The sequence below is a fragment of the Pseudomonas sp. PVC-5-1 genome (assembly GCF_057444345.1).
The window spans coordinates 1188345-1202720 of record NZ_CM172024.1 but is presented as its reverse complement, the minus strand read 5'-3'; the positions used below and the strand labels follow the sequence as shown (position 1 = coordinate 1202720).

The following is a 14376-nucleotide window of genomic DNA, read 5'->3' as shown; positions in this document are numbered from 1 at the left end:
TAGAGCAGCCGCGGCGTTGTGTCCGCAAGGGGCCGCTGTGCGGCCCATCGCCGGCAAGCCAGCTCCCACAGGTACGGCACAGCCTTCGGAATCGGCGCGGTCCTGTGGGAGCCGGCTTGCCGGCGATGGGCTGCTTAAGCAGCCCCCCCAAACGACAACGGCCCGCAAGCGGGCCGTTGTCGAGGTGCGTCGGGTGCTGGATCAGCTCAGGGCTGCCAGGACCTTGGCGGTGATGGCTTCGACCGAGCCGACGCCTTCGATGTGGCTGTACTTCGGCTTGCCGGCATTGGCGGCCGACAGCTTCTGGTAGAAGTCCACCAGCGGCTTGGTCTGGCTGTGGTAAACCGACAGGCGATGGCGAACGGTCTCTTCCTTGTCGTCATCACGCTGGATCAGGTCTTCACCAGTCTCGTCGTCCTTGCCTTCCACTTTCGGCGGGTTGTACTGAATGTGGTAGGTGCGGCCCGAAGCCAGGTGCACGCGGCGGCCAGCCATGCGGCCGACGATTTCCTCGTCGTCCACGGCGATTTCGACCACGGCGTCGATGTCGACACCGGCAGCGACCATGGCTTCGGCTTGCGGGATGGTGCGTGGGAAGCCGTCGAACAGGCAGCCCTTGGCGCAATCAGGCTGGGCGATGCGCTCCTTGACCAGGCTGATGATCAACTCGTCGGAGACCAGCTGGCCGGCATCCATGACTTTCTTCAGTTCCAGGCCCAGCGGGGTACCAGCCTTGACGGCGGCACGCAGCATGTCACCGGTGGAAATCTGGGGGATACCGAACTTTTCGGTGATGAACTTTGCCTGAGTACCTTTACCGGCCCCGGGAGCTCCCAGCAGAATTACGCGCATCTCGTGCTCCTCAAATTTTGTTATGAAATTCAATGGATTCGGCGACCAGGGCCAAGTCCGGAAAATCGGGTATGACCATAAATCGGTCAGAAGGCTGCTCAAGATACACAGCGCCCGGCAGCCAGACAAGCGTCCCAAAGTTGCAGGATTGCGCCACCTACGGCCGGCCTGGCAGGCGGTTGCGCCCGGCGCAACCACCCTCTTCGCCCACTTGCATCCCCCGCACGACACCTGCCCTGTGCGCCCCGGGCCTACCTTCAGCCGGTGTTGCGCAGGCCGGCTGCAATACCCGCCACAGTCACCAGCAAGGCCTGCTCCAACGGGCTGTCCAGAGCGGCTTCGCGGCTGCGCGAGCGGGCCAGCAACTCGGCCTGCAGGCGGTGCAACGGGTCCAGGTAGGTATTGCGCAGGCTGATGAATTCCAGCGTCTCGGGGCTGTGCGCCAGTAGCACCGGCTGCCCGGTAAGGCCCAGTACCACCTGGCACGACTGCGACAATAGGTCGCGCAGGTACGCACCCAAAGGCAGCAGGTGCGGTTGCACTAGACGTTCGTCGTAGGCCTCGGCGATCTGCGCATCGGCCTTGGCCAGCACCATCTCGAGCATGTCGATGCGGGTGCGGAAGAACGGCCATTGCTCGCGCATCTGCGCCAGCAGTTCACCCTGGCCACGGGCCAGGGCATTGTTCAATGCCGTTTCCCAACCAAGCCAGGCGGGCAGCATCAGGCGGGTCTGGGTCCAGCCAAAGATCCACGGAATGGCCCGCAGGCTTTCGATGCCACCGGCGCGGCGCTTGGCCGGTCGGCTGCCCAGCGGCAGACGCCCCAGTTCCTGCTCCGGGGTCGACTGGCGGAAATACTCGACAAAATCGGGGTTCTCCCGCACCACGCCGCGGTAGGCCTTGACGCCATCGGCGGCAAGCTGGTCCATCACCTCGCGCCAGGCAGGCTGCGGTGGTGGCGGTGGCAACAAGGTGGCTTCCAGCACCGCAGCCAGATACAGGTTCAGGTTCTGCTCGGCGATACCCGGCAAGCCGAACTTGAAGCGGATCATCTCGCCCTGCTCGGTGGTGCGGAAGCGCCCCGCCACCGAACCCGGTGGCTGCGAGAGGATCGCCGCGTGGGCCGGGCCACCGCCGCGGCCCACCGTGCCGCCACGGCCGTGGAACAGCAGCAATTCGACCTGGTGCTCGGCGCAGATGCGCACCAGGTTTTCCTGGGCCCGGTACTGCGCCCAGGCCGCTGCCGTGGTACCAGCGTCCTTGGCCGAGTCGGAATAGCCGATCATCACTTCCTGCGGGCCGCGCAGGTTCGCTCTGTAGCCTGGCAGGCCAAGCAGGCGTTGCATCACCGGGCCGGCATTGTCGAGGTCGGCCAGGGTCTCGAACAGCGGCACCACGCGCATGGGCCGCGTCAGGCCGGCCTCCTTCAACAGCAGCTGCACCGCCAGCACATCCGAGGCGGCACCGGCCATGGAGATTACGTAAGAGCCCAGCGATGCGGCTGGCGCGGCGGCAATTTCCCGGCAGGTGGCAAGCACCTCGGCGGTCTCGGCCTGCGGCTTGAAATGCGCGGGCAGCAGTGGCCGGCGGTTTTTCAGCTCGGCCTGTAGGAACTGAATGCGCTGCTCTTCATCCCAGTCGGCATAACGCCCCAGGCCCAGGTAGTCGGTAATCTCGCTCAACGCATCACGGTGGCGAGCGGCGTCCTGGCGCACGTCCAGGCGGCCCAGGAACAGGCCAAAGGTCACGGCGCGGCGCAGGCAGTCGAGCAACGGGCCTTCGGCGATCACACCCATGCCGCAGGCGTGCAGGGACTGGTAGCACAGCTCCAGCGGCGCGATCAGGTCGCGGTTGTCCACCAGCACCTCGGCGCTGGCCGGCTGGCTGCTGGTCAATGCCGAATGTGCCCACGCGCGCGTTGCTCGCAGGCGATCGCGCAGTTGCTTGAGCAGAGAGCGGTAGGGTTCGGGACTGTCGCCGACCTGCTCACGCAGCGCATCGTCGGCCTGCTGCATGGACAACTCGGAAGCCAGCGCATCGATGTCGCGCAGGAACAGGTCGGCAGCCATCCAGCGCGCCAGCAGCAGGACTTCGCGGGTGACCGCTGCGGTCACGTTGGGGTTGCCATCACGGTCACCGCCCATCCACGAGGCGAAGCGGATCGGCGCCGCCTCCAGCGGCAGGCGCAGGCCGGTAGCCTCCAGCAGGGCCTTGTCGACCTTGCGCAAGTGGCTGGGGATGGCGTGCCACAGCGAATGCTCGATTACCGCAAAGCCCCACTTGGCTTCGTCCACCGGCGTCGGTCGGGTACGGCGGATTTCTTCGGTGTGCCAGGCCTCGGCGATCAGCCGGCGCAAGCGCTCGCGCACCTGCTGGCGTTCCCCCGGGGTCAGGTCGCGGTGGTCCTGGGCAGCCAGTTGGCCGGCGATGGCGTCGTACTTCTGGATCAGGGTGCGGCGAGCCACTTCGGTGGGGTGCGCAGTGAGCACCAGCTGGATGTCGAGCTTGGCCAATTGCCGGGCCAGGGCATCATTGCTGTGCCCGGCCTGCTTCAGGCGCGCCAGCAGCTCGGGCAGCACCCGGGCCTCGAACGGCTCGGGCTGGTCGGCGTCGCGGCGGCGGATCAACTGGTACTGCTCGGCCATGTTGGCCAGGTTGAGGAACTGGTTGAAGGCCCTGGCCACGGGCAGCAAGTCTTCATCGGCCAGGTCCGCCAGGGTCGAGCTCAGTTGCTCGCCAGCACCGCGGCGGTCGGCCTTGGCACTGTGGCGGATGTCCTCGATCTTCTGCAGGAACGCCTCGCCATGCTGCTGGCGAATGGTATCGCCAAGCAGTTCACCCAACACATGGACATCTTCACGCAAACGCACATCGATATCGGTCATTGGCCCTCTCTCCGGCGCGGCTCTGGCGCATTGCATCCCTTTTTCAGCCTTTACGCGATCCCCTGTGGGAGCGCGGTATTCGCTCCAAGAGTGCCCACAGCCAGGCGCCGATGGCAAGCCGTGATCGGCCAAAGCAAACTAAAGTGAAAGCACGACACTCCCATGCATTGCAGCCCTTTCAGGCGTCAACAGAGGTCAGCATGAAAATCCGTGAACTCGCCCAGCACTGGGAACAGAATGCCGCCGGTACCCTCAGCCCCACGGGCCATGTCCTGCATCTGGACCTTGAGTCCGAAGCGCGCCTGGCCGCGCTGATCGACATGTACCCCAAGCGCACCGCCGAGGAACTGCTCGGAGAGCTGGTCGCGGCAGCCCTCGAGGAACTGGAGGCCAGCTTCCCCTATGTGCAAGGCCGCCAGGTCATTGCCACCGACGAGGAAGGCGACCCGCTGTACGAGGACATCGGCCCTACTCCGCGCTTTCTGTCACTGTCGCGACAGCATCTGCACGCCCTGAGCAACCCTGGGGCCGATAGCGAATAGCTAATGGGTAGGACGTGGGGTTTGCAGCGCCTGTGAGATCGAGCGCCGCCCGCGCGGCGCTTCGCAGCTCAAGGCTGCTCCTACATCTGTCTAGGGCCAGTCACGCCTGTGCCAGTGCACGCGACCGTCTTGTTCGTACAACGCGATATCGAGCCATGCGCCAAAGCGTTCGCGCACAAACCTCACAGGAATAATTGGCCCGAAACAGATGTAGGAGCAGCCTTGAGCTGCGAAGCGCCGCGGGGGCGGCGCTCGATCTTCCAGACGCCACAAACCCCAGACAGGATCAAATTTTTCTGAACTATCCGAAAAACGCGTCAGTCACAGCCAATAGCCATCACGCTAAAACCCTGCACACCTGCCGTTGTGCACCGTTGAGCTGAAGCGCGCGCACGTGTCAGGGAACGAGCGATGGACTGCTACGGACAACGTCGTAAACAGGAGTGATCCAATGGAACTGACCACCAAGAACACCCGCATCTACAAACCCTCATCCACTCATGTGCGCGGGTTCAAGCTGGCAGCGCTGGCCTTGGGCAGCAGCCTGGTCCTGGCCGGCTGTGCGGGCAACCCGCCCACCGAGCAGTATGCAGTCACCCAGTCCGCCGTGAACTCGGCCGTCAGCGCTGGCGGCACCGAGTTCGCCGCCGTGGAAATGAAAGCGGCACAGGACAAGTTCAAGCAGGCCGAGATCGCCATGCATGACAAGAAGTACGACGACGCCAGGCGCCTGGCCGAACAGGCCGAGTGGGACGCCCGCCTCGCCGAACGCAAGGCCCAGGCGGCCAAGGCCCAGAAGGCCGTGCAGGATGCCCGCCAGGGCGTTCAGGACGTACGTGAGGAAGGCCTGCGCAGCGCTCAGTGAGCCCTGCCCTGCCCACCTCGGTCTTCGCACACGATCAAAGGATGAACACTATGCGCAACTACGTCATGATTCCCGCCCTGCTGGCCCTGAGCGTCGGCCTTGCCGCCTGCTCGCACGACCCTAACGCCAACCTCGAATCGGCCCGCACCAACTTCTCCTCGCTGCAGAGCGACCCGCAATCGAGCAAGGTTGCGGCGCTGGAGACCAAGGACGCCCAGGACTGGCTGAACAAGGCCGACAAGGCCTACATGGACCGTGAAGACGAGAAGAAGGTCGACCAATTGGCCTACCTGACCAACCAGCGCGTCGAAGTGGCCAAGCAGACCATCGCCCTGCGCACTGCCGAAAGCGAACTGAAAAACGCTTCGGCCCAGCGCGCCCAGGCCAAGCTTGACGCACGCGACGCACAGATCGCCAAGCTGCAGGACAGCCTCAACGCCAAGCAGACCGACCGCGGCACGCTGGTCACTTTCGGAGACGTGCTGTTCGACTTCAACAAGGCCGAACTCAAGAGCAACGCCTACCCGAACGTCACCAAGCTGGCGCAATTCCTCCAGGAAAACCCGGAACGCAAGGTGATCGTCGAGGGTTACACCGACAGCGTCGGCTCGGCCAACTACAACCAGGGCCTGTCGGAGCGCCGCGCCAACAGCGTACGCATGGCACTGGTACGTGCCGGCGTCGACCCAGCGCGCATCGTCGCCCAGGGCTATGGCAAGGAGTACCCGGTCGCGGACAACTCGAGCAATTCGGGGCGTGCGCAGAACCGCCGGGTGGAGGTGACCATCTCCAACGACAACCAACCGGTGGCACCTCGCTCTGTGAGCCAGGTACAGCAGTAAGGCTGGCTAGCTGAACTGACAAGCCCCGCGATCGAAGCGGGGCTTTCTTTTGCCTGTGCTGGCCTCTTCGCGGGCTTGCCCGCTCCCACAGGTACGGCGCCAGTTTCGAGCTTTGCGCGATCCCTGTGGGAGCGGGCGTGCCCGCGAAGAGGCCGGTTCAGGCAGCAGATATCTTGAGCTTTGCACAGTCCCTGTGGGAGCGGCTTTAGCCGCGAAAGGGCCAGCACAGGCAGCAGAGATAATGGCTCACTGCACCTGCTGCGGCGTTTCCTCGCCCATGCAACGCACAGCACGCTTGCGCTTGTCCACCAGCACCCCTGTCAGGCCTTTCTGCTGGGTATCGAACAGCACCAACACGCCGTCGACGCACTGGGCCATTTGTGGTGCCGGGTCCAGCGAGACCTTGTAGTCCTCGCCGGGGATGGTCTTGAGCATGGTGAAGTCCTGCAGCAACAGGGCATCTTCGGGCTTGGCGAAATGCAGGTAACCGTAGTACCACAAGGCCCCCACCGTCACGATGATGCTGCCGACACCGGTCAGGATCAGCGGGATGGCGTTGCGTTCTTCACTCATTGCTTGTTCTTCTCGTCAGGGTAATTGGGCACTTCGGCCAGCCGCCGCAGGCCGTTGAAATGGCTGGGGTCGTCGAGGAAACGCAGCATCACCTGGCGCCAGGTCGGGTCGGCGAAGGTCTGCACGTGGCCACCACGGGTCAGTTGCAGCACCCGCGGCGCTGGCGCGTGCTGGTACAGGCGGATGCCGTTGTCCATCGGCACCAGGGTATCGTCGATGCTGTGGAAGAACAGCTTGGGCGGGCTGCTCAGCTGCTCGATCGAGCGGATCGCGCTGTCACCGTCCGGCACCAGCCACGACAGCGGCACCTGCAGCGGCCAGGTCATCCACGAGGTGCTGAGGGCAAAGCGCCCGACCGCACGGTAACTGGCCGGCACACCGTCGAATACCAAAGCACTGAAACGCTGGCGCTGCTCCGGGTGGGCCGCCAGGTAGTGAATGGCCATGGCCCCGCCAAGGCTCTGCCCCAGCAGCACCAGCGGCTTGCCCTTGACTTCGGGCGCCTGCTCCAGCCAGGCCATGGCCGCGGCGATGTCCTGGTACACCTCGGGCAGGCTCGGCTCGCCCTGGGACAGGCCATAGCCGCGGTAATCGATCATCAACACCTGGTAGCCCTGCTCCGGCAGCCAGTAGCTGCCGCCCAGGTGCCCAGGCAGGTTGCCGCCATTGCCATGCAGGTGCAGCACCGTGCCCTTGACCTCGACCCCGGCCTTGGCCGGCAACCACCAGCCGTGCAGGCGGATGCCATCAGCAGTGATCAAGGTGACATCGCGGTACTCGAGCCTGGCCCGCTCGGGCGTGAACGGCTGCCCGCGCTCGGGATAGAACAGCAGGCTGCTGCAACCGCCCAGGCCCAGCAGGATCAAACCCAGGGCCAGCAGGCGGCAGCACTCAGAGAATGTTCGCGTAATCGGCTTCAATACGGTCCAGGCTCAGGTGGTTGAGGAAGTTGGAGAAGCACATCCAGGCCGACAGCGCATTGAGGTCGCGGAACTGCTCGGGCAGGTACTTGGGCGGCTCGACCAGGCCTTCCTCGACCAGCTGTCGCAGGGTACGCATGTCTTCCAGGGTGGTCTTGCCACAGAACAGCAACGGGATCTGTTCGAGCTTGCCCTTCTTCACGGCCAACTGAATGTAGTTGTAAACCATGATGAAGCCTTTGAGGTAGGACAAGTCCTTGGTAAATGGCAGGCCATTGGGCACCGACCCGCGGAACACCCGGCTGGCGTTGCTGTAGCTCTGCGCCATCTCGAACCCCTGCTCGCGGAAGAAGTTGTAGATCTGCATGAAATCGGCACCCTCCTCGACCATGTGGATGGCGCGGGTGCGGTTGGTGAGCTTGCGCAGGCGGCTGGGGTAGGAGGCGAAGGCGATCACCTCCATGAGGATGGCCAGGCCTTCCTGGGTGACCGTCGACGAGGGCGGGCCCTTGGCCAGGAAGGTACAGATCGGCTGGTTCAGGCCGTTGAGCGTGGTGCCGACATGCACCAGCCCTTCGTGCACCTCCAGGGCGCGCACGTCACGGGAGTTGAACATGGCGTCGGCACGCACCTTGATGTAGTCGGCCCCGGCCGCGGCATCGGCGACGATACCGTCGGACTCGAACACACGGATGGTCTCCTCGGCCTCGCCGAATACCTTGTTCAACCGGTGCTGGAGGATTTCCACGGCTTCCTTGGCAGTGAGGTTCTTCGGCTCGTCCTTGAGGTCGCCACGGCCATCGATGTTGTTCAGGTAGTCCGACAGCATCAGGCCGAGGTCGGCCAGGGTCGGATCACCAGCGTGGAAGGCATCCGAGGCAGCGCCGTACAGTTCCTGGGAGATCAGCCCGAAATCCTCGGTGCCACGCGCTTCGAGCATGCGCACCACCATGCGGTATTCGCGGCACATGCGCTTCATGATCTGCCCGACCGGGTTGAACTGGCCGAGCTGGCGAATGATGTCGCGCTCGATGCCCTGGAACTCGGCCTTGACCGCGCTGGAGTCGAACGCCAGCGGGCGCGACTGGTAGTAGGCACGGTCGACGGCCGGCGGCTCCTTGCCCTTGGCCTTGAGGAAACCCTGGCGGATGTTGTCGTCCCACTTCACCGCGTCCAGAACCCGGATCGGGGTCTGTGCCGCAACGATGCGGTCGGACAGGGCACGGATGGTTTGCTGGTATTCGTCCACCGGGGACTCCTTTCTAGTACAAGAAACCTGTACCGGCCTCTTCGCGGGCTCGCCCGCTCCCACAGGAGGGGCGCCACAGTCGAGAGCAGCGTTGTACCTGTGGGAGCGGGCAAGCCCGCGAAGAGGCCGGCACAGGTATTTACTTGCCGGAGCGCTGGAACCGCGCCACTTCAACGAACAGGTCGGAGTTGGCCGGGTCGTCCAGGTACGCCAGCACCCGCGCCGACGGGCTGTCGATCAGCACGCCGTCGCCGTTGTCTTCCGGCACTTCGGTGCTGCGCCCGGTCAGCTCCTTCTTGTCCACCGCCTGCTGCACCTGCTCGACATCCAGGTTGTAGACCACCAGTTCCTTGCCATCGACAATATCGAAACCGCCGATCAGGAAATTGCCACCCAGGCGCTTCGGCACGCCAGCCGACAGGTACCAGCGGTTGCCGTGGCGCGACACGGTGAACACGTATTCCTCAGGGGCCTTGCCTTTGGCCGTGGCCACCGCCTTGTAGGCATCACCGCCGCTACGGCTGATCACCAACTTCAGCGGCTCGCCCCAGGCGTCCTTGCTGCTCCACTTGCCGAGCAGGGCCTTGGGCGCCGCCTGGTTGCTAGGCAAGGGCTCGTGGAAGGTCACCAGACAACCGCCCAGCAGCAGGAATGACAGAGTCAACAACACCACACGCCAGGCTTTCATCAGGTTCTCCTTGAAAAGTCGGTCTCGGCTCAGGCCGATGCCAGCACCAGCTGCAGGTATCGGCTAAGCATAGCGAGCATCTGCCCATCGGCTTGCGCGTTCGCATCCTTGAGCAGGCCCTGATATTCCATCTGCTCGATAATCGCCGTCAACATTTGGGCGTCCTGTTCCGGTTGCTGCGAGCCCACCACCTGCAGCAATTGGCGGGTGCCATGCAGCAGGATCTGGTCATGGGCGCACACCAGTTGAGCCAGGCGCGGGCACAGCAGCGCCTCCTGGCGGAAGGCCTGCTCGGCCATCAGGAAATCGCGGCGATTCAGCAGTTGTCGCTGCACGTAGTCGGCAGTCATGCGTGCTACCTCGTCAGCCAACCGCGCCCGCGCCTGCGGGCTGCCGTCACCCTGGGCCAGCAACTGGCGCAACACCACCTCGGTATTGGCCCACAGCTTGGCCATATAGGCGGCGCTGCGTTCGACGTACTGGGCAAAGGTATCGGTGAGCAGGTCCTCGATATCCTTGAAGTAGTAGGTGGTGGCCGACAATGGCACACCGGCCTCGGCGGCGACGGCGCGATGGCGCACACCGCGTACGCCATCGCGCACGACGATGCGCATGGCGGCGTCGAGGATCAGTTGGCGACGCTGCTCGCTGCCCTGGCGGGCAGTCTTGCGGCCTTGGTATTGCACGCTTTCGGCGACGGCGGTGGCGATGCCAGCGGCGCCCTGGTGAGGCATTGCGGGTGTCACGGGGGGTACCTCATGGACAGTGTTTCGTCAGTGCCGGCCTCTTCGCGGGCGCGCCCGCTCCCACAGGGACCCCACCACATTCAGGACCTGTGCAGGCCTATGATGGCTGGCAAAACAGCTCCCGGGGGAAACCACACCTGCAAGGACCTGTGGGGTCCCTGTGGGAGCGGGCGCGCCCGCGAAGAGGCCGGTACTGACAACATAAAGCTTCAGGCAAGAAAAAGCCGCCTCGAAAGGCGGCTCATTCAATTCACTCAGGCCTGCGGACGCATGTGCGGGAACAGGATCACGTCGCGGATCGACGGCGAGTTGGTCAGCAGCATCACCAGACGGTCGATACCGATACCTTCACCTGCTGTAGGTGGCATGCCGTACTCCAGTGCGCGAACGAAGTCGGCGTCGTAGTGCATGGCTTCGTCGTCACCGGCGTCCTTCTCGGCCACCTGGGCCAGGAAGCGCTCGGCCTGGTCTTCGGCATCGTTGAGCTCGGAGTAGGCGTTGGCGATCTCGCGGCCACCGATGAACAGTTCGAAACGGTCGGTAACAGCCGGGTTGTCGTCGTTGCGACGGGCCAGCGGCGATACTTCGAACGGGTACTCGGTGATGAAGTGCGGCTGCTCCAGCTTGTGCTCGACCAGCTCTTCGAAAATCATCACCTGCAGCTTGCCCAGGCCCTCGTGGCCCAGCACCTTGGCACCGGCCTTTTTGGCGATGTCGCGGGCGCGGTCGACGTCCTGCAGGTCGGCAGCGGTCAGCTCCGGGTTGTACTTGAGGATCGAGTCGAATACCGACAGGCGGGCGAACGGCTCGCCGAAGTGGAACACCTTGTCGCCGTACGGCACGTCGGTAGTGCCCAGTACCAGCTGCGCCAGCTCGCGGAACAGTTCCTCGGTGAGGTCCATGTTGTCGCGGTAGTCGGCGTAGGCCTGGTAGAACTCGAGCATGGTGAATTCAGGGTTGTGACGAGTCGAAACGCCTTCGTTACGGAAGTTGCGGTTGATCTCGAATACCTTCTCGAAGCCACCAACCACCAGGCGCTTGAGGTACAGCTCCGGCGCGATACGCAGGAACATGGCCATGTCCAGGGCGTTGTGGTGGGTTTCGAACGGCTTGGCTGCGGCACCGCCCGGGATGGTTTGCAGCATCGGCGTCTCGACTTCGAGGAAGTCGCGCTCGATGAGGAACTTGCGGATGTGCGAGATCACCTGCGAACGCACACGGAAGGTGTGGCGGGTTTCTTCATTGACCATCAGGTCGACGTAACGCTGGCGGTAGCGCTGCTCGGTGTCGGTCAGGCCGTGGTGCTTGTCGGGCAGCGGGCGCAGCGACTTGGTCAGCAGGCGCACGTTGGTCATTTCGACGTACAGGTCGCCCTTGCCGGAACGGGCCAGGGTACCTTCGGCGCTGATGATGTCGCCCAGGTCCCAGGTCTTGACCGCGGCCAGGGTCTCTTCCGACAGGGTCTTGCGGTTGACGTAGACCTGGATACGGCCGGTCATGTCCTGAATGACCATGAACGAGCCGCGGTTGAGCATGATGCGGCCGGCAACCTTGACCGGAATCGCTGCAGCTTCCAGTTCTTCCTTGGTCTTGTCCGCATACTGCTTCTGCAGGTCGTTGCAGTAGCTGTCGCGACGGAAGTCATTGGGGAAGGCATTGCCCTTGGCGCGCTCGGCGGCAAGCTTTTCCTTGCGCAGGGCGATCAGGGCGTTTTCTTCCTGTTGCAGGTCTTGCGCTTCGGTCTTGAGGTCGCTCATTTCGTCATTCTTTCCATCAGGTGTTCGGTGCCCCTTTCGGGCAGGGCACGCGGTACCGGCCCAGGCCAGGTACCGCGGCGGTTGTGTGCGATTTACAGCCCTTGCTTGAGGCTCGCTTCCAGGTACTGGTCGAGGTCGCCGTCCAATACCTTCTGGCAGTCGCTGCGCTCGACACCGGTACGCAGGTCCTTGATACGCGAGTCATCCAGCACGTAGGAGCGGATCTGGTGACCCCAGCCGATGTCCGACTTGCTGTCTTCCAGCGCCTGCGAGGCGGCGTTGCGCTTCTGCATTTCCAGCTCGTACAACTTGGCCCGCAGCATTTTCATGGCGGTGTCCTTGTTGGCGTGCTGGGAGCGTTCGTTCTGGCAGGCCACCACGGTGTTGGTCGGTACGTGGGTAATACGCACCGCCGAGTCGGTGGTGTTCACGTGCTGACCACCGGCACCGGAGGAACGGTAGGTGTCGATACGCAGGTCGGCCGGGTTGATCTCGATCTCGACCTTGTCGTCGATCTCGGGCGACACGAACACCGCCGAGAACGAGGTGTGGCGACGGGCACCGGAGTCGAACGGGCTCTTGCGCACCAGGCGGTGCACGCCGATCTCGGTGCGCAGCCAGCCGAAGGCGTACTCGCCCTTGATATGCACGGTGGCGCCCTTGATACCGGCGACTTCACCTTCGGAAAGCTCGATGATGGTAGCGTCGAAACCACGCTTGTCGGCCCAGCGCAGGTACATGCGCAGCAGGATGTTGGCCCAGTCCTGCGCCTCGGTACCGCCGGAGCCGGCCTGGATGTCCAGGTAGGCGTTGTTCATGTCCATCTCGCCGCTGAACATGCGACGGAACTCAAGCAGGGCCAGGGACTCTTCCAGGGCTTGCAGCTCGGTCTCGACGTCGCTTACGGCGCCTTCATCCTCTTCCTCGACGGCCATGTCGAGCAGGTCCTTGCAGTCGGACAGGCCATTGGACAGTTTGTCCAGGGTCTCGACGACCTGCGCCAGCATGGCACGCTCGCGGCCCAGGGCCTGGGCGTACTCGGGCTTGTTCCAGACGTTGGGGTCTTCCAGCTCGCGGTTGACTTCGATCAGGCGGTCATGCTTGTGATCGTAGTCAAAGATACCCCCGAATGGACTGGGAACGCTCGGTGAGGTCCTTGATGGTGTTCAGGATCGGTTGGATTTCCATGGGCTGGCTACTCGCACGAATTCGGTGAAAAGCCTGCGAGTATAACCGAGTCCGCCGCAGGGCGGCAGACCCGCCGGGCGGTAGAAGTGGTGTCGGCAGAAAGAGGTGAACGCCTGCCCCGGCCTATCGCCGGCAAGCCAGCTCCCACAGGTTAAGCGCAGGTCTCAGGCATGCGCTGTACCTGTGGGAGCTGGCTTGCCGGCGATGAGGCCCTGTCAGGCGATACCAACCTGGTTGCGCCCGCCATTCTTGGCCTGGTACAGACCTTTGTCCGCAGCCGAAATCAGTTGCCGGCTATGGCTGCCGATGGACGGAGTCTGGGTGGCCAGGCCAATGCTCACGGTCAGATACGAGTCGGGCACCGGCGCGGTGTGCGGGATGCCCAGGCCGAGCACGGTCTGGCGCAGCTTCTCGGCCACCAGGCGTGCCCCACCCGGCGAGGTGTTGGGCAATACCAGGACGAATTCCTCGCCACCATAGCGCGCCGGCAGGTCGGTCGGCCGCGAGCACGAGCCGCGGATCGCCTCGGCCACCTGGCGCAAGGCCTCGTCACCGGCCAGGTGGCCAAAGCTGTCGTTGTAGGCCTTGAAGTAGTCCACGTCGATCATCAGCAGCGACAACTGCTGCTGCTCACGCATGGCCCGGCGCCATTCCAGTTCCAGGTACTCGTCGAAGTGGCGGCGGTTGGACAACCCGGTCAGGCCATCGGAGTTCATCAGCCGCTGCAGCATCAGGTTGGTATCGAGCAGTTGCTGCTGGCTGACACGCAAAGCGCGGTAGGCCTCGTCGCGCTGCAACAGGGTAAGGTAGGAACGCGAGTGATAGCGGATGCGCGCCACCAGCTCGATGGTGTCCGGCAGCTTGACCAGGTAATCGTTGGCCCCGGCAGCAAAGGCTGCGCTCTTGACCAGCGGGTCTTCCTTGGTCGACAGGACGATGATCGGAATGTCCTGGGTCGCCGGGTTGTTGCGGTATTCACGCACCAGGGTCAGCCCGTCCAGGCCAGGCATGATCAGGTCCTGCAGGATCACCGTGGGCTTGATGCGCACGGCCTGGGCCACCGCCTGGTGCGGGTCGGCGCAGAAGTGGAAGTCGATGTTCTCTTCATGGGCCAGGCCACGCCGCACCGCCTCGCCGATCATGGCCTGGTCGTCGACCAGCAGCACCATCGCCGAGTTCTCGTTGGGGGTCGTGAAACCTTCGATCGGTAAATCATTCATACCTGTTCACCCGATCACTGCCGGCCTGGCGGCGTGATTCAATACACTT

The 14376-nt window shown here is 63.9% G+C and carries 13 protein-coding genes; 3 read left to right on the top strand and 10 right to left on the bottom strand.

All coding sequences use genetic code 11. The features are described from left to right. Positions 1-201 precede the first annotated feature (201 nt). A complete protein-coding gene (gene adk / locus AC2T3R_RS05520; RefSeq protein ID WP_003259830.1) occupies positions 202-852 on the bottom strand; it encodes an adenylate kinase in 651 nt (216 codons plus the stop codon). Positions 853-1109: 257 nt separating this feature from the next. Then, the gene (gene ppc / locus AC2T3R_RS05515) at positions 1110-3737 is read right to left on the bottom strand and encodes a phosphoenolpyruvate carboxylase (RefSeq protein ID WP_410951298.1); all 2628 of its coding nucleotides are present in this window, start codon (positions 3735-3737) and stop codon (positions 1110-1112) included. A gap of 200 nt (positions 3738-3937) precedes the next feature. Here ppc and AC2T3R_RS05510 point away from each other — a divergent pair, with 200 nt between their 5' ends. From AC2T3R_RS05510 to lptF, 3 genes are all read left to right on the top strand, one after another. Further along, the gene (locus tag AC2T3R_RS05510; protein WP_025337943.1) at positions 3938-4279 is read left to right on the top strand and encodes a pilin assembly protein; all 342 of its coding nucleotides are present in this window, start codon (positions 3938-3940) and stop codon (positions 4277-4279) included. Between the two features lie 451 nt (positions 4280-4730). Next, positions 4731-5144, top strand: coding sequence for a DUF4398 domain-containing protein (locus tag AC2T3R_RS05505; protein ID WP_003258911.1), 414 nt, complete (start codon positions 4731-4733; stop codon positions 5142-5144). Positions 5145-5194: 50 nt separating this feature from the next. Beyond that, positions 5195-5986 (top strand): lipotoxin F family OmpA-related lipoprotein LptF, encoded by a 792-nt coding sequence (gene lptF / locus AC2T3R_RS05500; RefSeq protein WP_015269164.1) that lies wholly within the window; start codon positions 5195-5197, stop codon positions 5984-5986. 246 nt (positions 5987-6232) lie between these two features. On the opposite strand, the gene AC2T3R_RS05495 is transcribed toward lptF, so the two are convergent. The 8 genes from AC2T3R_RS05495 to wspR form a co-directional block, all read right to left on the bottom strand. After that, a complete protein-coding gene (locus AC2T3R_RS05495; RefSeq protein ID WP_486744756.1) occupies positions 6233-6559 on the bottom strand; it encodes a PA3694 family proteiin in 327 nt (108 codons plus the stop codon). Then, positions 6556-7479, bottom strand: coding sequence for an alpha/beta hydrolase (locus AC2T3R_RS05490; RefSeq protein WP_038408942.1), 924 nt, complete (start codon positions 7477-7479; stop codon positions 6556-6558). Before AC2T3R_RS05490 ends, AC2T3R_RS05495 begins: the two co-directional genes overlap by 4 nt. Then, positions 7451-8728: a flavohemoglobin expression-modulating QEGLA motif protein gene (locus tag AC2T3R_RS05485; protein ID WP_013971219.1), complete on the bottom strand. Its 1278-nt coding sequence runs from the start codon at positions 8726-8728 to the stop codon at positions 7451-7453. Before AC2T3R_RS05485 ends, AC2T3R_RS05490 begins: the two co-directional genes overlap by 29 nt. Before the next feature lie 139 nt (positions 8729-8867). Further along, positions 8868-9416 carry a hypothetical protein gene (locus AC2T3R_RS05480; protein ID WP_003258915.1) on the bottom strand — a complete coding sequence of 183 codons (549 nt, stop codon included), beginning with the start codon at positions 9414-9416 and terminating at the stop codon, positions 8868-8870. Positions 9417-9445: 29 nt separating this feature from the next. Continuing rightward, positions 9446-10150, bottom strand: coding sequence for a TetR/AcrR family transcriptional regulator (locus tag AC2T3R_RS05475; protein ID WP_182329152.1), 705 nt, complete (start codon positions 10148-10150; stop codon positions 9446-9448). Positions 10151-10416: 266 nt separating this feature from the next. Continuing rightward, positions 10417-11919, bottom strand: coding sequence for a lysine--tRNA ligase (lysS, locus tag AC2T3R_RS05470; protein WP_046616107.1), 1503 nt, complete (start codon positions 11917-11919; stop codon positions 10417-10419). Positions 11920-12011: 92 nt separating this feature from the next. Continuing rightward, a protein-coding gene (prfB, locus tag AC2T3R_RS05465) for a peptide chain release factor 2 (protein ID WP_096009945.1) occupies positions 12012-13107 on the bottom strand; the annotation gives its coding sequence in 2 pieces (ribosomal slippage) (positions 12012-13034 and positions 13036-13107; 1095 coding nt in all). A gap of 215 nt (positions 13108-13322) precedes the next feature. Then, complete coding sequence (gene wspR, locus AC2T3R_RS05460; protein ID WP_025337936.1) at positions 13323-14327, bottom strand: Wsp signal transduction system regulator diguanylate cyclase WspR; 1005 nt, start codon at positions 14325-14327, stop codon at positions 13323-13325. Between the last annotated feature and the right edge of the window lie 49 nt (positions 14328-14376).